Here is an 18777-nt window from a genome sequence, read left to right on the forward strand (position 1 = left end):
ACCTCTTTTCTTTGTAATACATTGCAGTTAAACAATAGCAATTAATATGCCAGTGCTTGTATCAGCCAGCCTAAATCCATTTATTGATCATTTTAAAAGCAATAACAAGTTAAAATTTGCTCCAACTTGTTTCATAGTTTTGATGTTTTTTTAAACACAAGGACTTGCGCATTAAAGCCAGTTTTTTTATTGTGTAGCCGACACCAATTATTTTAGTTTTATTCATTTTCAAATTATGTCTTCACAAGAAAAAGAAACCTCCAACAGCCTATACCGCCAATGGCAAATCCTTTCCCGCCTGCCTAGCGGCAAATGGATTGGCACACGTGAACTGCAGGAAAGCTTAGTGCGTGAAGGCATTGACATCAGCCTGCGCACCATTCAGCGTGACCTTAATCAAATTGCCCAGCGTTTCCCTATAGAAAGCAGCAAAACATCGCCTCAAGGCTGGCGCTGGCGTGCAGATGCGCCTATACAAAGCTTGCCGCATATGACCAGTTCTCAGGCTGTCACTTTTATGATGGTCGAAGAACATTTAAAGCATTTGCTGCCGCCAAGCCTAATTGAAGAAATGAATCCTTGGTTTGAGCTTGCACGGCGCAGCCTGTCTACACAAAATAACGTACGCCAATGGATTAACCGCGTACGCATCGTTCCAGCAAGCCAGCCGCTGATCCCGCCAGTAGTAGAAAAAAACTCACAGCAGGCTATTTATGAGGGCCTGCTGCAAGACAAACAGCTAGAATGCATCTATCAAAGGCGCAGTATTCAAAGCGAAGAAAAAACTTATATTCTTAATCCGCTGGCGCTGGTTCAAAAAGGTGCGGTTATTTATCTGGTCTGTACACGCCACGATAAAACAGACATTCAAACCTTCGCTTTGCACCGTTTCAAGTCAGCGGCAGTCTTAAACTCACGCGCTTTGCACCCTGTGAATTTTGACATAGACGCTTATATTGAGTCTGGCGCATTAGGTTTCCGTGTAGATTTCAATCAGCCAACCGAAAACATTGAATTAAAGCTGACCATGAATGAACAGGAGGCTGGTTTCTTTGAAGAGTCTCAGCTTAGCCTCGATCAGCAAATGCAGAAACAAGAAGACGGCAGCGTGCTGATTAGCGCCACCGTACCTTATACCTCACAGCTGGTCTGGTGGCTGCGCAGTTTTGGCAAACGCATTATGCATATTGAGCCTGAAAATGTTGCTAAAGCAGTTCAGCAAATTGAATCCCCTTAATGAGACAGCTTTACTTGTTCATTACGGCAAAAAAGAGTCCCAATATAGGGACTGATAATCTTTTAAATATATTTTTGCTATTGTTCTCGTTAAGGGCTAAATATAAGTACAGCATGCAGCTATGCTCCCCGCTTCATGCTGTACGGCTAATTTTATGTTAAAGTTCAAAGGAAAATTCAGCATTGGCATGCTAAATCAGCATCATTAAAGTGAATACTTTTTTTCGTCATATTTTAGCTCCCTCGATAAAAGCAACTTCAATATAAGCTCAAAAATTTCGGCTGTGAAATCACAAGAACTGCTTTATATAGCAAAAGTAGGCTTAAACTGAATTTCTGCTGAACTTATCTATCCGCCAACACAGGTGCAAAAGATGCCTAAAACAACATTGAATCAACAAATTACCACTTGTTAATTGATTAACAAATCGTCAAATTAACAGTTTTGAGGCCTTTGGATAAAATCCCTCATGACTGATACCACTCAAGCCATACGGCATAAATTACTGAATACTTTTTTTTCGCGCCACTCTATTTGGTTTGCCTGCATCATCATTGCGCTGTTTATAACGTCTATTCATATTGGATATAAGCCGCATTATTTACATTATTTTATTTCAGAAACTCTGCTCAACAGCATATGGATTATTACAGCTATACTGAGTGCAGTTGGCTTGTATGACGTACTGCAAAATAAACATTCAATTTTAAAAAACTACCCGATTATGGGGCATTTCCGCTTTCTGTTTGAAGAGTTCCGTCCAGAAATACGCCAATACTTCATTGAGGCTGATCAAGATGCCCTGCCATTTTCCCGCATGCAGCGCAGTTTAGTTTATCAGCGCGCTAAAAATGAGAACGCCGATAAGCCTTTCGGTTCTATTTTAGATGTCTACCAAGACAACTACCGCTTTATCACCCATTCAATGACACCATGCAAACCAGCCGATCCTAAAGATTTCCGCATCACCATCGGCGGGCCGCAATGCTCGCAGCCTTATAGCGCATCCATTATGAATATTTCTGCAATGAGTTTTGGCAGTCTAAGTGCAAATGCGATTCGCGCACTGAATAAAGGCGCACAAATGGGCGGTTTCTACCATGACACAGGTGAAGGCAGCATCAGCCCTTACCATTTGGAAAATGGCGGTGATATTGTCTGGGAACTTGGCAGCGGATATTTTGGCTGCCGCACCCTAGAGGGTAAATTTGACCCTGTACGTTTTACAGAACAGGCTAAAATCCCGCAAGTGAAAATGATTGAAATTAAACTGTCACAAGGTGCAAAACCTGGCCACGGCGGCATTCTGCCCAAAGACAAAATTTCAGCAGAAATCTCACAAATCCGCGGTGTCAGCCGTGAACATGACTGCGTTTCTCCATCGAGCCACTCTGCATTCAGCACTCCCAAAGAGCTGCTGCAATTTATACAGCAGCTTCGTGAGCTGTCAAACGGCAAACCAGTCGGCTTTAAACTCTGTATTGGCCATCCTTGGCAATTCATGGGAATTGTTAAAGCAATGCTGGAAACCAATATTTTACCCGACTTCATCGTTGTCGACGGTTCTGAAGGCGGTACGGGCGCAGCGCCAGTTGAATTAATCAATCATGTCGGCACGCCGCTGCGGGAAGGCTTGCTCTTTGTACACAACAGCTTAGTTGGCGCTGGTCTGCGCGATAAAATTAAAATTGGCGCGAGCGGCAAAATTATCAGCGCCTTTGATATTTCCAGTACAATGGCCATAGGTGCAGACTGGATTAACTCTGCCCGCGGCTTTATGTTTGCTGTGGGCTGCATTCAAGCGCAAAGCTGCCATACCAACCAATGCCCTGTAGGCGTTGCAACCCAAGATCCTGACCGCCAAAAAGCAATTCATGTGCCGACCAAAGCAGAGCGGGTTTATAATTACCATAAAAATACGTTGCTCGGCCTCTCAGAAATGATTGCCTCTGCAGGTTTGAAACATCCTGCCGATTTAAAAGCTCATCATTTGGCGCAGCGTATTAATGACCGTGAAATCAAAAACTATGCTCAGCTGCATTTTTGGTTAAAAGACGGTGAACTACAGCATTGTGAAAATAAAGATGATGAAAACTTTTATTACCGCATGTGGAACTTAGCCCGCGCAGATCAATTTTAATGGTTTAGAAAGCGGTCTTTAGATCACGGCTCCACCTTTAAGTTTGGTTGATTTAAGACGTGCAGGTATGGTAAGGATTGCACTCTCCCCATCACAACAAAACGTTGTGTATGGGGAACAGCGGCTTTAGGCTACTCTTGGTCTGTCAAAAGTACACGCTCGCCTCCCTAAATCAGGGTAAATAATCTTAAAAAATATAATACTTTCATTGCGTCCAACACCTAAGTCGATTGCAGGCAATCTTGCAGAGCAAACAGCTCAATACGGACATCATCGGCCTTAAATTGTTTTTCAAACTTTTTACAGAACTTATTTACCTTTTCCGCATGCTCTGGTACAGCAATCCAATAATACTGATCTGCATAAATCAGCAGCATTTTCAATTTTTTTTCTTTCAGCAGCTGATAAATTCTTGATAGCAGCATTTCTGCCGCCTGCTCATGCACCGCATAATTTTTCCCAATGTTCTGCTGGTTTAATTCATAGTGCACAAGTATGGGCTGTATAGCTTGTATAAGCTCAAAATGCATTTTATCTAAATTCAGATTTAAGTCTTGCAAGACAGCACTGCTGGCCACCGTATTATTTTGCAGCCGTGCTGGATGCACAGACATTAAAAATGAACGTGTTTTTTTACCGCCCTTTTCCACTACCATCCATGCCTTAAAATGTTCAAAGTCACGGCGCTGCTTCTCTTTTGGCACTTTTTTATAATCCAGCTCTGGAAACCATGCCTGCAGCCATTTATAAATCTTTTTATCATTCATTGCGGTCATTCTTAAAGGCTAAAATTATATCAAAGATCAAACAAACTGTTTTTTAGGCAATATAGCGCATGCATTTGAAGAAATGATGACAGTAGACTCACGCAGAAGTACGGCATCAATATGACTTAAAATACGATACTGAGCGCGGTTTTACTTCATAATATAGGATCAATTTTCAAATCATTACTCAAGCCAAATAGCCGCGGCTATAAGAACACGTTAACATATTGATAGTATGATCAAATCGATTACAGATATGAAAAAGGAACAGCTATGGGGCAATTTGCAGTCATTGGTTTAGGCAGTTTTGGCGCAACTGTTGCAACAGAGCTCATCGGCTTAAAGCATGATGTCATTGGCATCGACTCAAACAAAAAATATGTCGAAAATATTGCTGACCAGCTGACCCATGCCGTGATAGCAGACGCTACCGATGAGCATGTTTTAAATGAACTGAATATACAAAATTGTGATGCCGCAGTTGTCGCGATTGGTGAAGATATTGAAGCCAGTATTTTATGTGTGCTGCATTTAAAAAATTTAGGCCTGAAAAAAATTTGGGTTAAAGCGAAATCTAAAGCACATCATATGATTCTGACACATTTAGGTGTGACTAAAATTATTCATCCCGAAGAAGACATGGGAGTGCGTGTAGCGCACTCTCTCAGTTATCCGATGGTCAGCCGCTATATGGTGCTCGAAGATGATCATTATATTGTTAAAGTTCAAATCAGCGAGTCACAAAATGGGCTGCGCTTTAATCAGCTGATGGATCAAACCGATGTACGCACCTTGCTGCATAAACGCGGTAAAGAGCTGCTATTCAGCATTGATCCAAACCTGATTTTGCAAACTGGTGATATTATCGTAGTGGAAGGCTTAATCGAGCCGCTGCGCAGACTCTCAAAGCATTTTAAATAAAATGAAACTGCATAATAAAAAGCGTCAAACTATTAATCTAAGTCCGCCAAGTATTTTGGCCTTAGGTTTTTTCAGCTTAATTATTATTGGAACCTTTTTGCTTAAGCTTCCAATCGCTCATCATGGCCATCTCAGCTGGATGAATGCGCTGTTTACATCAACCTCAGCAGTCACGATCACAGGCTTGTCTGTCGTCAATGTTGGGGAAGCCTACACGACTTTTGGCAAAGTCATTATTATGCTGCTGCTGCAATGCGGCGGTCTGGGCTTTATGACCTTCGCGATTTTGGCTGTTATGAGTCTCGCACCAAAAATTGGTTTAAAACAGCAGATCATGGCGCAGCAAAGTATTGGTGAAACCAGCCTGAGCAATGTCACCGCGACAATTAAAGGTGTACTGCTGTATTCCCTATTCTTTGAAGGCATTGGCACCATTATTTTAACCATTGCATGGATGGAAGAATATAACTTTGCAAAAGCATTTTTTTATGCTGCTTTTTATAGTGTTTCTGCTTTTAATAATGGCGGATTTTCATTATTTCCAAACAGTTTAATGAGCTTTGCAGATCAATACGTCATCACTTTTACTATCAGTATGCTTTATATCATTGGCGGCGTTGGCTTTTTAGTGCTCATGGACATTAAGCGCAAAAAAAGCTGGCGCAAACTCAGCACCAATAGCAAATTAATACTCAGCACCTTAACAGGCTTAAACCTGCTCGCCTTTTTTATTATCTGGGCTTTAGAAGCCAATAACCCGCATACTCTTGCGGCAATGTCTTTAGGCGATCAAGCGGTAAATGCATGGTTTCATGCAACAGTTCCCCGTTCATCTGGCTTTAACAGCATTCCGCTGGAGGAAATGAGCAATGCCTCTGCTTTAGTCACAATGATGCTGATGTTTATTGGCGGCGGCTCTCTCAGCACCGCAGGCGGTATCAAAGTCGGTACGTTTATTATTGTCGTGCTGAGTGTGATTACCTTTTTGCGCCGCCAAGACGAACTGCGCATATTTAATCATTCGGTGTCTAAAGTGACTTCATTTAAAGCGCTGGCAGTCGTATTTATTACTGTTATGCTGATCTTTAGCGGTGTTTTAAGCTTACTGATTCTCGAACCGAAGCAAGACTTCTTAGATTTAGCATTTGAAGCAGTTTCTGCAGCCTGTACTGTAGGATTATCCCGCGGCATTACAGGTGAACTGCAGCCGGCAAGCTTATGTGTACTGATGCTGCTGATGTTTGCAGGACGCTTAGGGCCGCTGACACTTGCCTATCTGATTGCAACGCCTAAGAAGAGCCGTCTAAAACACCCGCCTGCAGATATTCAAATTGGTTAATTTTCTGGCATAACAAAAACCCGCGCCTAGGCGCGGGTTTTGAGCATCTAAACAAGTATGTTCAATACCAGTTCATTAGAGATACACCGACACCGATATAAGTTGCGCGATGGTTATAATCAATCAGGCTTTCACCATAACCGTCAAACAACTGCAATGTGCCGCGCAGCTTGCCGCTGATTGGAAAAGACCAGTCAAACTGCATTGCGCCATGCGAATCATCGCCGCCTTTTAAAGAGTGCCGCAGCATCAAACTGAACTCATGATCATTCCAGCGGTAAAATGCCGTCATATCGCCGCGGCCGATATAATCCTTAATATCTGGATTATTATCATCGGGCAGATCTTCATCTAAACGATACCAAGGACGCAGCATTAACGCGAAATTATCCCGCTCAAACCCTAAATTCAGCATGATACGGTTCCAGCTGCGTGACCATGGATCGGAACTGCCATTTGACTGATGGTTAAACGTTAGGCCCATCATGCGCCAATTTAAACCGAATAATTCGTAGTTTGTGCGGAACACTAAACTTGCTTCAGGTTCATAGTTGGTTTCACGAAAGGGTCTAGACTCATCTTCGTTATATACCTGCCAGCGTGAAGACTGCGTATAACCCAACCAGATATCACCATTGTCGCCAAATAAGTTTTCAACCGCTTTGGTTTTCAAAGACAGCTGAAATTTCGCTTCAGTAGATTTTAAGCGGGTTTCATCAGCACTGCTGACACTATTTTCAGGATTTAAACTGCTTGGACGCTCATTTTTATCTGAAGTCCAAAAGCCTGGCAGCAAATATACCGGCTGATACGCACGAATATTCCACGTGCCCAATTTGCTGTCTGGCGCCAATTCCCAGCGGCGGTCCAATAAAGACAGCTCAGGGCTAAGTTTTGGCGCCTCTACGGCAAATAAACGTTCAGACAATGCATTGCTGATTTTATCTTTTAAGCTCAACTTTTCAGTGGCTTCAGGCTTAATTTCTTGCGCAGCTTGACGTTCAGAAACCAAAGCAGCATCTGCTGCCGGCACAGGCGGCTTAAATAGAGCATCATAGCAAGACAAACGGTCTACACTTGATTCTAAAGCTGCACAGGCCTGTGCAGATGCAGGCTGGACGGTTGCCTCAGGCAAAGGCGCAGATACTTGCGCCTGTACCTGTGCCGCTGCTGTTAAAGCAGACAGCGCCAATCCCAACTTTAAGGATTTTGCGGCTGGATCACTGAACGTCATAGCATTTCCTTTTTATTATTAACTCACTTGCTTAATGTCAAACCCGAGCGCTTGCAGCGCTTCACGTTTTGCAACAGGCGCAACAACAGCTTTGCTTGGTTTTTGCTGTTTTACATATACTTCTGCAACACGCTTTAAGTCTTCTAAAGCCACGGCCAGCAAACGTTCACGCAGCTGCTTACGGAATGCAGGCGTACGCTTATGCAGCAATGCGTAGCATGCTGTAATTGCCTCACCTGCCGGTGAGCCTGGTTTATCCATACTTGCAATTAGACCAAGAATTGCTTCTTCCAGCTGATGTTCTTGCTGAGGCGCGTTAAGCAGCCATTCAATACTGGCTTCAAAATCTTGGAATGTTTCTGCTAAACGCGGATCGCGGTAGCTATAGAAGCGGAATGAGCAAGCATTGCCGTCATAGCTGGCGCCGCCGCCATATGCACCGCCTTTTTCACGAATAGCGCTATGCAAGAAACCATTACGCAAATATGCAGCCAGCACCATTAATGGCGCAGCATCTGGATGAGATACTTCCACCGCCTCATACGCAGATGAACAGAATTGAACATTTGCTTGAATGAGCCATGCTTCATCACTGCTGCTTTGCACTGGTTCAATCACTTTCAGCTCACGGTCAATATTTTCAACAGCAAGCTTATCCCAGACCGTTTGAACTTCTTCAACCAAACGTTCTGACTGCTGTTCTTCACAAACCAGTAAGAATTGTTTAGGCGCTTTCAGCAAACGGTTATGAATGAGTTCCAGCTCTGCAATTAAATCATTATAGGCTGCATCATCTTTTTCAATTTTGGCAGTGAGCTCAGTTAACCAATTCAGTGCGCCTAAGCCTGTATTGTTATAGTCACGTTTTGCAAGCGCGCTATGGTTACGGCCAGCAATCTGCATTGCATAGCTATGGCCTGATCCTGAAACACGCGACTGCCAGCGTGTTTTACGCTGCTGAAGCAATTCAATAATGCGGTCTTTCTCATCAAAACGCAGCTGTTCAAATGCCAGCTTCAATAAGCGGATCGCCTCAACGTTATTGACCAGCGACTTAGTCGTCAATGTCAGCCAAGCGGTAATTTGGTTTTTATCATCCACTTTTGAACGCAGTGACGCACCCATACCTAGACCGCCGCTGACTGCTGTTTGCAGCTGCTGCAGCTCAAGGTAATCATATTCGCCCGCGCCGACTTCACCCATTAAAATAGACAGCAGGTTAAAGTACGGCGACTGAACAATGTCTTGCGGAATTTTGACAATCACTTGCTGGTAATAAATACCATTCGTACCGGCATGATATAAATTTAATGGTGTATCCAGACCATTTGAAATCACTTCACGCAGCTGGCCTTGCACAATTTGCAATTCAGCAGGCACATCTTCCAAACCCACCTTCGGCAGTAAATTTAAATCATCTGGTGTATCTTGACGGACTTTCAGCGCTTCAGTCTGAGCAATAATTTCAGCTTTTTGCTCTTCTGTCAGCTGTTCGCCAATGGCTGCTAACCGCGCTTTTTCAGCTTCAGCTTCTTTCGCAGATTTTTGCGCATCCGGCACCAGCGTCATTTGTACACGGTGCGGGTTATCAATCAGGTGTGTTTGAATTAAATTTGAAATCCACATCGGATCTTTTAATTCTTCTTTCACTTGCTCAATAGCCGTATCTACATCCCATACATGTACTGGATCTGAATGGTGAATTGCGCTGCCTAAACCATTTAAAATTAAACTCAAACCATATGGCGTGCCGTCACCGTTAATTTCACGCTGATGCAGTTCAATCTGGTGCAAAATCGCTTCAACCATATCCGCATTTACAGGAGCGGAAGCGGTTTTTTCAAGAATACTGAATACGCCATTTTTAAATGCTTCTGCATGTTCAGGGTTTGAACCCTGCACACCGCAATAGAATGTCATTTCAAAATTAGAGTCATCTACACCCATAATCGGGCCAGTAGACTGCGCATAACCGCAAGTCTCTAAATAATGACGCAGCGCAGAAGAAGAATCTTCCAGCAAAATACCTTCAACTAAGCGCATGCCTAAGCGTAATTTAATATCGCTCGATTCAGGCAATAACCAAGAAAGAATGTGATAAGTCTTATCTGCTAGATCTTCTGCATCGACAGCATAGCTTTCAGTGACAGTCACTGGCGCAGTTAAGCGGCGCTCAGATTTAGAATACAGTGTTTCGCCTTGTTCGAACTTAGACAGCGCTAAAGTTTCGAACTGTTCCTGCAAGTTATACGCTGTTTCATTACCAAAGGTCATAAATACAGCATTGCTTGGATGGTAATGTGACTGATAGAAATTAACTAACTCTTGGTAAGTTAAATCTGGAATATCTTTCGGATCACCGCCAGAGTTGTAGTGATAGGTCGTTTCTGGAAATAAATGATGCGCCAGCTGGTGATACAGCTGATCTGAAGGCGAACTCATCGCCCCTTTCATTTCATTAAATACCACACCTTTATATACAGGCTCGCCATTTTCCAGCTCAATACGAATACCTTCCTGGGCAAAATCAAGCGGATTTAAATTTGCAGCAAATGCTGCATCCAAATAAACTTCCAGCAAATTTTGGAAATCTTTTTTGTTTTGTGTCGCAAAGGGATAAGCGGTCCAATCAGCAGCTGTAAACGCATTCATAAATGTATTTAATGAACGGCGGATCATTAAGAAAAATGGGTCACGCACAGGGAATTTTTTAGAGCCGCAAAGCGCAGTATGTTCCAAGATATGCGCTTCGCCCTTCGAATCCATTGGCTGAGTGCGAAAAGCAACTAAAAATACATTTTCATCATTATTCGATGCTAAGTGAAAATGTACTGCACCTGTCACTTTATGTTTATATTCAGACACTAAAATGTCTAGGGCTTCAACATGGTGTTGACGTACCAACTGAAACGCAGGATGTACAGTTTGTGAAATGGTTTCAGTGACATCTACAGTCATGTGATCTCCTCAATTAAAAGCATATTTCAAGAATATCGAGTATAACCTGAAAACTGCAGACCGCATCTATTGAATCACAAATTTCCAACTGCATCAGTCAAGTTTTTATCGCGTCAAATACATGCATTTCCTGCTATTCAGCAAGTACTGAACTTACTTAATCAGTATAAATGCAGCCCATAAAAAAAGCCTGCATGACTGCAGGCTTTTTTTATGTCTAACTTTCAAAATTAAGCAATCAAGTACTTAAAATAGTTGTAATTTGGATGGCTTTCGACATACACATAATTATTTTTTTGGTAGAAGCGTACTGCTCCTGTAATTTCTGTGTTTAAGCACAAAGCCGAATAAAATGGGCGCGCGTTTTTTTCCAATGCCTGCAGAAGCTGCTTGCCTACGCCATGCTGACGGTATTTAGGATGCACATAAAATCTGCGCACGCGGCCAATACGGTCTTCAACACCTGTATCGCCCCACTGCTGGTTTAATCCGCCGCAGCCCACCAGCTGATCTTGATCATAAGCCAGCATTAGGCATTCGCCTGTTTGATCGAAACAATTTTTACCGCTTTGGTATTCCTCGATAAGCCAGTGAATAAATTGATAGCCTTCTTGCTGCGCCAAAGCCGCCAGCAGTTCTATTTGCTTTGGCAAACCTTCAGCTTGTCGAATTGTTATTTCCATATATTCACACTTATAATTCAATCATTGTTGTATTTTATGCTGTACGGAAACAGCAGCATAAACCCAATGCATCTATAAAAATAAAAAAAACGATTTTGATCAATAGCAAAGCTCTACAAATCTACTCATTCTCACCAAAAAAACCAATAAACCCACACACTTTGTATATTTTTTAAACACAAACATCAAAGTTGAATTTTTTTCAACAAACTACAGCAATCCTGAGCATTCGTGTAAACTTAGCACTTTCATTTTTGATGTGACCGTAAGACATGGCGAACGTAGATCTTTTTGCAATTGGCAATGCATTAATTGACCAGGAATTTAAAGTTTCTGATGAATTCCTATCTCAGCAAAATTTGCAAAAAGGCACTATGCAGCTTACTGACGGCGACACTCAAGCTGCTTTATATCAAAATCTGCAAAATTCTCAAACTTATAAAGGCCAAGCTTCTGGCGGTTCAGCTGCCAATACTGCTGTTGCCTTCAGCGCTCTAGGCGGTTCAGCATTTTATGGCTGCCGCGTAGGCAATGATGCGCTTGGAGCAATTTATCTGCAAGGCTTAAATGAAGCTGGCATTCAAACTGCAGCGCAATCTATCAGTGAAGGGGTAACTGGCACTTGTATGGTCCTAGTGAGCGATGACAGCGAACGCACTATGCATACATACCTAGGCATTACAGCTGAACTGTCTGATGCGCAAATTGATTTCGCGCCGCTTAAAACGGCAAAATGGCTCTACCTTGAAGGCTACTTATCTACCAGCGATACAGCCCGCAAAGCGGTACAGCAAGCACGTGAAATTGCGCAAGCGCATGGTGTAAAAATTGCTTTAACACTATCTGACCCTGCCATGGTTCAATATGCACGCGCTGGTTTAGAAGAAATGATTGGCAGCGGTGTAGACCTGCTGATGTGCAACGAGCAAGAAGCTTTGATGTACACAGGTACAGAAAATGTAGAAGCGGCTGTAACTGCATTGCAGGCATTCAGCAAAAATGTAGTGATTACACTTGGCGCACATGGCGCACGTATTGCAATGGAAAAAGATAGCCTGACCGTTCCTGGCCGCGCTGTCACTGCAGTAGATACAAATGGTGCAGGCGATGCTTTTGCAGGCGCATTCCTTTATGCTCTAAATGCAGGCTTTAATGCAAAATCCGCAGCTGAACTGGCAATCTTAATTTCAAGTGAAGTTGTAACTCAGTTTGGCCCGCGCCTAGACGTAGACGATTATGCTGTCCTGCTAAACAGCTTTCAAAAGGAATGCGTATAATGTACAAAATTTGCATGACAGAAGATGTGCCTGAGCGCGAGGCGCGCTCTTTTGAATTGCCGGATGGCGATATCATCTTCATCACTCAGCGTGACGGCAGCTTTTATGCTTACCAGAATCTTTGCCCGCATCTGCAAGTCGAATTAGAGTTTCTAGAAAACCAATTCTTAGACCGCGATCAGGAAATGATTGAGTGCTCTACCCATGGCGCACTGTTCTTAGTTGAAACTGGCGAATGTGTATCTGGCCCATGTCAAGGTCAAGCACTTGAAAAAGTAGATATTACCGTTCATTCTGATGGCGGAATTTACCTCATCGAAGAATAAGAAACCGAAGGTGCTGCCATGCTGGATATATTTACAGATTTAGACCTGATTCCTTTTCATTTAAGTTTAATGATCGTAATTTGTCTTGGTATGGCAGAAACTGTCGGCTATTATATCAATGCGCGCCCTAGCCATATTTTCAAACGTTTTTCACCGCAAAAGCTGCACAATCTTCCACTGCTGAATGTCAAGTTTTCTGCCGCGTTAATCATGTATTTTTTGCTCATGAATTTCAGTTTTGCTGGATATTTTTTGCAATTATGTGTTTTTGCAAATCAGCAAGAATTTCTGCCCGCTTATTATTTAATTATTCCAGCGCTCATTATTGCCATTTTCTTTACTGTTTTCATGATCCACTGTTTGGATCAGGTCATTCCATCAAAACGCATCCACCCTCAAGTCAACCTGCTTGGCCGTTTAGCAACAATTTCCAGCGGCAATGCCCGCCCGGGTTTTTCTGCACAGGCACGGGTGCGCGACGAGCTTGGCCAGCTTCACTATGTACAGGTTGAACCTGAGTTTGGTGAGCTGGAGTTCCAATCACAAGTCATTCTCATCCGCATCCGAAAATCACACTATATTGCCAAAAAAATCTGTCAGTCCAATCAGCTATTCAGTCTAGACTTCAATCCATAAGATACGTGCCTTATTTGTACACATATTACCTGAACCCATAACATAAAAAGGCATGCTGATGATCAGCATGCCTTTTTACTTCAGAGCTTAAAAACAGCATTTTCAATGCTGCTAAGCTGCAGATTATTTGCGTAAAAAACCAGAAACCAAATTCAGGACTTGCTGGATATCGGCATTCGCTTCTTGCTGATTGGTCTCACCCGCTTGCGGTGTCAAGGAATCAATAATTTGCGGCAGCACTTGTGAAATTGCACCATATACGTCTTGCTTCGGCGCTTGGACTTGCGCAGCTACTTGCTCTACATCTGCATTATCAAATAAGTTTTGCACTTGCTGCGGATTCACGGCAGCATTATCACCAGAACCTGTTGACACCCAATCATCAACTTGACTGCTCAACCCTTGCCCTTTCAGCTTGTCTAAAGCGCCTTGTAAACCGCCTTGCTTTTGAATCCAGTTTAGAACTAAAGGAAGCACTGCTATTAACAGCGCAGAACTGCCTGAGGCGCCTGCACTGCGGGTTTGGGTCTGTGCACCGCCTAACTGGCCTAACACTGAACCTAAAATACCGCCTAAGCCGCCCGCACCGCTTTGTGTATTATTTTGCTGAGATGCGCCGCCCAGTTGACCCAATACCGAACCCAAAATACCGCCTAAACCGCCCTTGCTGCGCATTTGTACCGCCCAATGCTTGCTTCGCTAAAATTTCTACGATGCTGCTTAAATTTGTCATTATCATGCTTTCCTATCTATTGATCATTCCAGCATACATTGAAAAATTTTCGCCTCAGGCTGCTCTTTGTTAAATTTTGCAAAATCTGCGCGCAATACCATCGTTTACCAGCGGAACTTATTCCAGTTTTCAGGGTTCGCCCAAAATTTAGAATTAAACCAGTCAGGTACATGCTTATACGTCAAAATATTAAACTGCCACAATGCAAAATCGCTGACATGCGCGGTTTTATCAATTAACTGTGTAAAGCCTAAAGCCCGCAGCATTTTTTCATCCTGTAAATTACTGACTACTACCAAGCGCTTAGCCATTAAGTCACGAAGCTTGACCAGCATCTGTATTTTTTGCTGTTCCGATATCCCATCCCACTCTGCTGTATCAAACAGTACAAAACCAAGGTCAAAACGCTGGGTAAAAGGCAGATTTAAAAAATCAGTTACGTTAAAATATTGCCAAGAGATCGAATGATGACTGCTGTATTGTTCTAGATTTTGGCCAATACACAATGCAGTAGAAATAGGCTGCTCGGTTGATAAATCATCTAGCATAGAAGTAATGACATTCTGTTCAGCCATTTACTGCATCCTTATATATAAAGTGAGTATTCTGTATGGAACTACAAGGCATTTGCCATAAAATGCATGCAGGTCTTAAAGACCTTAGTGTAACTGATCAACATATACACAGGGCAAATGTTGAATATAAATTCATATTGGATCGTTCAGATATTGAACTGCCATTCAGCATAGGCCAAGAAATTGAACTGGAAGCCACTGGCAATATTTATTGCGTATCATGCGGCAGCAAAACACAAAAATCATATTCACAAGGCCATTGTTTCAAATGCTTTAAAACTAAAGCCGCCTGCGATATGTGCATCATGAAACCTGAAACCTGCCACTATCATTTGGGTACTTGCCGTGAAGACAGTTTCGCACATGAAGTTTGCTTCCAGCCGCATATTGTCTATTTAGCCAATTCCAGCGCCTTGAAAGTTGGTATTACCCGTTTAGGTCAAATGCCCACCCGCTGGCTAGATCAAGGCGCAACCCAAGCTTTACCAATTATGAAAGTCGGTTCGCGCCGCCTCTCTGGCCAGCTGGAAATTATGTTTGGCACTCAAGTGGCAGACAAAACCGACTGGCGTAAGCTGTTGAAAGGTGAGGCGGAACCCATAGACTTGATTGGCATCCGTGAACAGCTGCTTGAAGAATTTGCACCCAAAATTCAAACCATTCGTGACGAATTCAGTCAAAGTTTAGAATTTAATGAAGGTATTGAAATATTAGAAGATGAAAAACCGCGTCAATTCATCTATCCCGTGGAGCAGTATCCTGAAAAAATCAAGTCACATAATTTGGATAAAACACCGATTATCCGCGGCAGACTGCAAGGAATTAAGGGACAGTATTTGATTATGGACACTGGTGTAATCAATATCCGCAAATATACTGGTTATGAGCTGAAAGTCCGCGCAGAGTAAAGCGATGAACACAAAAAAGCGGAAGTCAATCTTCCGCTTTTTTAATCTGACAAAATGACTGGAAAATTATTTCACTTTCTTTAAAAAGTTTAAATAGGGATAAGCCACCAGCTGCTCAGCTTCCAGAATAGGCATATGCCCTATACCCTCTAAAATTAAAGGCTGTTCGCTATTTTTCAATAGCCCTTTTAGCTCAGCCGCCGCTTCAACATTAACCACTTTATCTTGCTTACCCCAAACAATCAGCGCTGGCGCATCAATGGTACGCGCAAGCAGCCCAAAAGATTCAGGCGTATAAAGCTTAGACATTTCAATTAAAGCATTCACCATTTTATGCGTATTTTTAGACTGTGAAACCATCAGCTTCTCTTGGGCAGCTTTCAGTTCTTGCGGAATAAATGGCGGAGATTGCATTGCTATCGTAATTAATTTGTCAAAATCACCTGACTTTTCAACCACAATCTGACGCAGCTGCTGCGGATCTTTTAAATATGCGGTATTTGCAGTTTTATATACGCCTGCCGCATCCACCAGAAGTAAGGATTTCACCTCCAGCGGATATTGAGCGCTATAAAGCATGGCTATAGCGCCGCCCATACTATGGCCCGCAATATGCAGATTTGGATCAAATTTAGCAGCATCAGTAAAACGGCGTAATTTTTCTGCCAAATTGGGTATAGACAAATCAAATTCAGCTGCGGTTTTAGTTTCTCCGTGTGCAGGCAGATCAGGAATAATCACATGATAAGACGGTGTTAAATAACGCGCAACACGGTTCCAGTTATCACGTGTCCCTGACAGCCCATGAATTAACAGTACTGTCGGCTTTGACGCATTGCCGCCCTCACTGTATATCCACTCTACATCTCCCGCTTTTACAGTCTTGGTTTGCAGCCCTGCCCATGCCCGCTCTTGCTGCAATATATTTTGAAAATTAATCTCAGCAGCCTGCATAAGCACTGAATATAAACATAGACCTAATCCAGCTGCTATCTGCAGCAGCTTTTTACACATTATCCCAACCATTTTTGTTTTATCCGATTTCTTTGTTTTCATTTTTATAAGCGCTTTTACAGACAATTGCATTTGCCTAAAAGCTCACTTCAGATTAAATGCAGTCAAAAAAACCAGCCCGCGGGCTGGTTTTTTAGCAACTTAGCAATAATGCATTATTTGATTTTTGCATTTGCTTTAAGATAACGCGTGTAATCATCAAATTCTTGCTGACCGCGAAGCTGCTGATAAAGCTTTTGCAGCTCTGCAATTTGCGCATCATCAATACCGCTGGCTGCATTTTTGTTTACATTCGTCACAGCAACCACAACAAGCTCATTTGGCATACTTGCAGTTGTTACAGACCAGAAACCTGCTTTCGGCGCAGCTGTACTAAATGCCGCCCGCTGAATATCACGTTTTAACAAACCGTCTGCACGAGTAAAAGTACCTGCATTTTCAAATACAAGGCCTGTTTTCGCGACTTGCGCGGCTGGCTTCGTTTTAAACTCAGCCAACACTGCTGCAATTTTTGCTTTTGCCGCATCATAAGCTTTTTTCTCAATCAGCTTTGCTTTAACAGCAGGCTTAACTTGAGCTAGAGACTGCTCACCGGATGAATAGTAATTACGTACCTTAATCCAAACTGTGTTGCCATTTGCAAGCTGAATGCTGCTTGAAACATTGCGGTCGCCATTTTTCACATCTTCATTGAAGATTTTAGCTTTCACCGCATTTTCACTTAATACAGGATGCTTAGCAGAAAGTGTCAAACCTTTAACCGTTTGCACTGCCGCACCTTTCACTTCTTGTGAAATGACATCCAAAGCATCACTGCTGATAACCAAGTCATTTAAGCTATTTACTGTATCAGAAAAAGCATTGGCCTTTTTCGCCGCCAGCACTTCTTCAGTTAAACGCGCTTTTTGAGTTTCAAATGCAGGGACATTTGCAGCAGCGCCTTCAACAGCAATTAAATGGTAACCGTAATCCGTTTTTACTGGTGCAGAAACTTGTCCTGCGCCTGTGCTTGCGACAGCCTTATCAAAGGCATCGCCAAAAGCGCCCTGGCTATATACAGCCAGCTTACCGCCCTGCTTGCTTGAAGCAGGATCTTCAGAATACTCTGCAGCAGCCTGATCAAAAGCTAAACCAGCTTTAATTTTCGCAGCGACATCTGCAGCGCGTTTTTGCGCATCTGCATCTGAACGGCCTTCAGCAGTAATTAAAATATGCTTAACTTGCGGCTGAGCCTCACTTTGCAATTTAGCAGTGAAAGCATCATAAGCCTGCTTCAGCTCTTCATCTGTTACAGATTCAGATACTGCAGGAATATTTGCAGGTGTCAAAAGCACAAAGTCTACATCCGCACTGGTCGGCTGTTTAAATAGCGTTTTATGCTGTTCAAAATACGCAGCAATTTCAGCATCAGTCACTTTTACAGACTTTTTATATTCATCCAGCGGAATGCTCGCCAATTGGATCGAACGCTGTTCAGTCTGCAGATTAGCAATTTGCTGCACATCCACCTTACTCACGAGCGGATAGTCAGTAAACGCTGTAGACAGCATTTTCAATGCATGGTCTGTACGCAAGCTGTCCAAAAACTGACGGTTTGTCATACCGATAGAAGCTAAATATTGCGCAAACATTTCATCTGAAAACACGCCGTCTTTTTGAAAACTGGCCTGCTGATGAATCATTTGAATCATCTGCTGATCGCTTAAGCTGATACCCAGCTTCTCAGCTTGCTGAATCAGCAGCTGACGGGAAATCAGCGTGTCCATCGCTTTATTGTTGATAAAATCAAGATTCAAAAGCGTTTCATCGCCATCCACATAAGCCAAATACTGATCTTTAAATGACTTCGTAGCAGCTTCTAATTCTTTTTTAGAAATATCTGTTCCATTGACGGACTTCACTGCATCCTTTGACCCGCCGCTAAAATAACCCTCAATGCCAACCAAGGCCAAAGGAGTTAAAAACAAAACGAGTAAAACTTTGCCAAGCCAGCCTTTAATGACTTTGCGAAAAGATTCCATTAGTAATC

15 protein-coding genes and 1 pseudogene are annotated in these 18777 nt (G+C 42.7%); 8 read left to right on the forward strand and 8 right to left on the reverse strand.

Translation table 11 applies throughout. The features are described from left to right. The first annotated feature begins 235 nt into the window (after nt 1–235). Nucleotides 236–1237 (forward strand): helix-turn-helix transcriptional regulator, encoded by a 1002-nt coding sequence (locus tag D7V32_RS01930; RefSeq protein WP_120401242.1) that lies wholly within the window; start codon nt 236–238, stop codon nt 1235–1237. Nucleotides 1238–1706: 469 nt separating this feature from the next. Then, nucleotides 1707–3377: an FMN-binding glutamate synthase family protein gene (locus D7V32_RS01935; protein WP_120401243.1), complete on the forward strand. Its 1671-nt coding sequence runs from the start codon at nt 1707–1709 to the stop codon at nt 3375–3377. 221 nt (nt 3378–3598) lie between these two features. Here D7V32_RS01935 and D7V32_RS01940 read toward each other — a convergent pair whose 3' ends face one another. Continuing rightward, the gene (locus D7V32_RS01940; protein ID WP_120401334.1) at nt 3599–4144 is read right to left on the reverse strand and encodes a hypothetical protein; all 546 of its coding nucleotides are present in this window, start codon (nt 4142–4144) and stop codon (nt 3599–3601) included. A 273-nt stretch (nt 4145–4417) separates the two neighbouring features. Here D7V32_RS01940 and D7V32_RS01945 point away from each other — a divergent pair, with 273 nt between their 5' ends. Further along, nucleotides 4418–5065 carry a potassium channel family protein gene (locus tag D7V32_RS01945; protein WP_120401244.1) on the forward strand — a complete coding sequence of 216 codons (648 nt, stop codon included), beginning with the start codon at nt 4418–4420 and terminating at the stop codon, nt 5063–5065. 1 nt (nt 5066) lies between these two features. Next, nucleotides 5067–6404, forward strand: coding sequence for a TrkH family potassium uptake protein (locus tag D7V32_RS01950; RefSeq protein WP_120401245.1), 1338 nt, complete (start codon nt 5067–5069; stop codon nt 6402–6404). A gap of 61 nt (nt 6405–6465) precedes the next feature. Here D7V32_RS01950 and D7V32_RS01955 read toward each other — a convergent pair whose 3' ends face one another. The 3 genes from D7V32_RS01955 to D7V32_RS01965 all read right to left on the reverse strand — a co-directional run bounded on the left by D7V32_RS01955 (nt 6466) and on the right by D7V32_RS01965 (nt 11279). Next, entirely contained in the window at nt 6466–7638 is a 1173-nt protein-coding gene (locus D7V32_RS01955; protein ID WP_120401246.1) for a phospholipase A, read from the reverse strand. 18 nt (nt 7639–7656) lie between these two features. Beyond that, a complete protein-coding gene (locus D7V32_RS01960) occupies nt 7657–10596 on the reverse strand; it encodes an insulinase family protein (protein ID WP_120401247.1) in 2940 nt (979 codons plus the stop codon). A 230-nt stretch (nt 10597–10826) separates the two neighbouring features. Further along, nucleotides 10827–11279 carry a GNAT family N-acetyltransferase gene (locus D7V32_RS01965; RefSeq protein ID WP_120401248.1) on the reverse strand — a complete coding sequence of 151 codons (453 nt, stop codon included), beginning with the start codon at nt 11277–11279 and terminating at the stop codon, nt 10827–10829. Nucleotides 11280–11551: 272 nt separating this feature from the next. Here D7V32_RS01965 and D7V32_RS01970 point away from each other — a divergent pair, with 272 nt between their 5' ends. From D7V32_RS01970 to D7V32_RS01980, 3 genes are read left to right on the forward strand one after another with little or no spacing between them, the layout of a single operon-like run. Further along, nucleotides 11552–12556 (forward strand): adenosine kinase, encoded by a 1005-nt coding sequence (locus tag D7V32_RS01970; RefSeq protein WP_120401249.1) that lies wholly within the window; start codon nt 11552–11554, stop codon nt 12554–12556. Nucleotides 12557–12570: 14 nt separating this feature from the next. Next, nucleotides 12571–12882, forward strand: coding sequence for a Rieske (2Fe-2S) protein (locus tag D7V32_RS01975; protein ID WP_171407556.1), 312 nt, complete (start codon nt 12571–12573; stop codon nt 12880–12882). Between the two features lie 18 nt (nt 12883–12900). After that, complete coding sequence (locus tag D7V32_RS01980) at nt 12901–13518, forward strand: OB-fold-containig protein (RefSeq protein WP_120401251.1); 618 nt, start codon at nt 12901–12903, stop codon at nt 13516–13518. A 123-nt stretch (nt 13519–13641) separates the two neighbouring features. On the opposite strand, the pseudogene D7V32_RS01985 reads toward D7V32_RS01980, so the two are convergent. Then, nucleotides 13642–14251: pseudogene (locus D7V32_RS01985) on the reverse strand (YidB family protein). A 104-nt stretch (nt 14252–14355) separates the two neighbouring features. Further along, complete coding sequence (locus tag D7V32_RS01990; RefSeq protein ID WP_120401252.1) at nt 14356–14826, reverse strand: DUF6231 family protein; 471 nt, start codon at nt 14824–14826, stop codon at nt 14356–14358. Between the two features lie 35 nt (nt 14827–14861). Between D7V32_RS01990 and D7V32_RS01995 the strand changes: the two genes are divergently transcribed. After that, nucleotides 14862–15734 carry a DUF2797 domain-containing protein gene (locus tag D7V32_RS01995; protein ID WP_120401253.1) on the forward strand — a complete coding sequence of 291 codons (873 nt, stop codon included), beginning with the start codon at nt 14862–14864 and terminating at the stop codon, nt 15732–15734. Nucleotides 15735–15800: 66 nt separating this feature from the next. On the opposite strand, the gene D7V32_RS02000 is transcribed toward D7V32_RS01995, so the two are convergent. Both D7V32_RS02000 and D7V32_RS02005 read right to left on the reverse strand, forming a co-directional pair. After that, nucleotides 15801–16760, reverse strand: a complete 960-nt coding sequence (locus D7V32_RS02000) for an alpha/beta fold hydrolase (protein ID WP_407641526.1) — start codon at nt 16758–16760, stop codon at nt 15801–15803. 143 nt (nt 16761–16903) lie between these two features. Next, a complete protein-coding gene (locus D7V32_RS02005; RefSeq protein WP_120401254.1) occupies nt 16904–18769 on the reverse strand; it encodes a SurA N-terminal domain-containing protein in 1866 nt (621 codons plus the stop codon). Nucleotides 18770–18777 lie beyond the last annotated feature (8 nt).

Origin of the sequence: Acinetobacter tianfuensis, assembly GCF_003611465.1 — a bacterium.
In the GTDB taxonomy this organism is placed as follows: Bacteria; Pseudomonadota; Gammaproteobacteria; order Pseudomonadales; family Moraxellaceae; genus Acinetobacter; species Acinetobacter tianfuensis.

Excerpts from the sequence above, each read along its gene's own strand:
- D7V32_RS01950 (WP_120401245.1), top strand. The coding sequence starts at position 5,067 with ATGAAACTGCATAATAAAAAGCGTCAAACTATTAATCTAAGTCCGCCA.
- D7V32_RS01955 (WP_120401246.1), bottom strand. The coding sequence starts at position 7,638 with ATGACGTTCAGTGATCCAGCCGCAAAATCCTTAAAGTTGGGATTGGCG.
- D7V32_RS01995 (WP_120401253.1), top strand. The coding sequence starts at position 14,862 with ATGGAACTACAAGGCATTTGCCATAAAATGCATGCAGGTCTTAAAGAC.
- D7V32_RS01935 (WP_120401243.1), top strand. The coding sequence starts at position 1,707 with ATGACTGATACCACTCAAGCCATACGGCATAAATTACTGAATACTTTT.
- D7V32_RS01960 (WP_120401247.1), bottom strand. The coding sequence starts at position 10,596 with ATGACTGTAGATGTCACTGAAACCATTTCACAAACTGTACATCCTGCG.
- D7V32_RS01940 (WP_120401334.1), bottom strand. The coding sequence starts at position 4,144 with ATGAATGATAAAAAGATTTATAAATGGCTGCAGGCATGGTTTCCAGAG.
- D7V32_RS01970 (WP_120401249.1), top strand. The coding sequence starts at position 11,552 with ATGGCGAACGTAGATCTTTTTGCAATTGGCAATGCATTAATTGACCAG.
- D7V32_RS01945 (WP_120401244.1), top strand. The coding sequence starts at position 4,418 with ATGGGGCAATTTGCAGTCATTGGTTTAGGCAGTTTTGGCGCAACTGTT.
- D7V32_RS02005 (WP_120401254.1), bottom strand. The coding sequence starts at position 18,769 with ATGGAATCTTTTCGCAAAGTCATTAAAGGCTGGCTTGGCAAAGTTTTA.
- D7V32_RS01965 (WP_120401248.1), bottom strand. The coding sequence starts at position 11,279 with ATGGAAATAACAATTCGACAAGCTGAAGGTTTGCCAAAGCAAATAGAA.
- D7V32_RS01975 (WP_171407556.1), top strand. The coding sequence starts at position 12,571 with ATGACAGAAGATGTGCCTGAGCGCGAGGCGCGCTCTTTTGAATTGCCG.
- D7V32_RS01990 (WP_120401252.1), bottom strand. The coding sequence starts at position 14,826 with ATGGCTGAACAGAATGTCATTACTTCTATGCTAGATGATTTATCAACC.
- D7V32_RS01930 (WP_120401242.1), top strand. The coding sequence starts at position 236 with ATGTCTTCACAAGAAAAAGAAACCTCCAACAGCCTATACCGCCAATGG.
- D7V32_RS02000 (WP_407641526.1), bottom strand. The coding sequence starts at position 16,760 with ATGGTTGGGATAATGTGTAAAAAGCTGCTGCAGATAGCAGCTGGATTA.
- D7V32_RS01980 (WP_120401251.1), top strand. The coding sequence starts at position 12,901 with ATGCTGGATATATTTACAGATTTAGACCTGATTCCTTTTCATTTAAGT.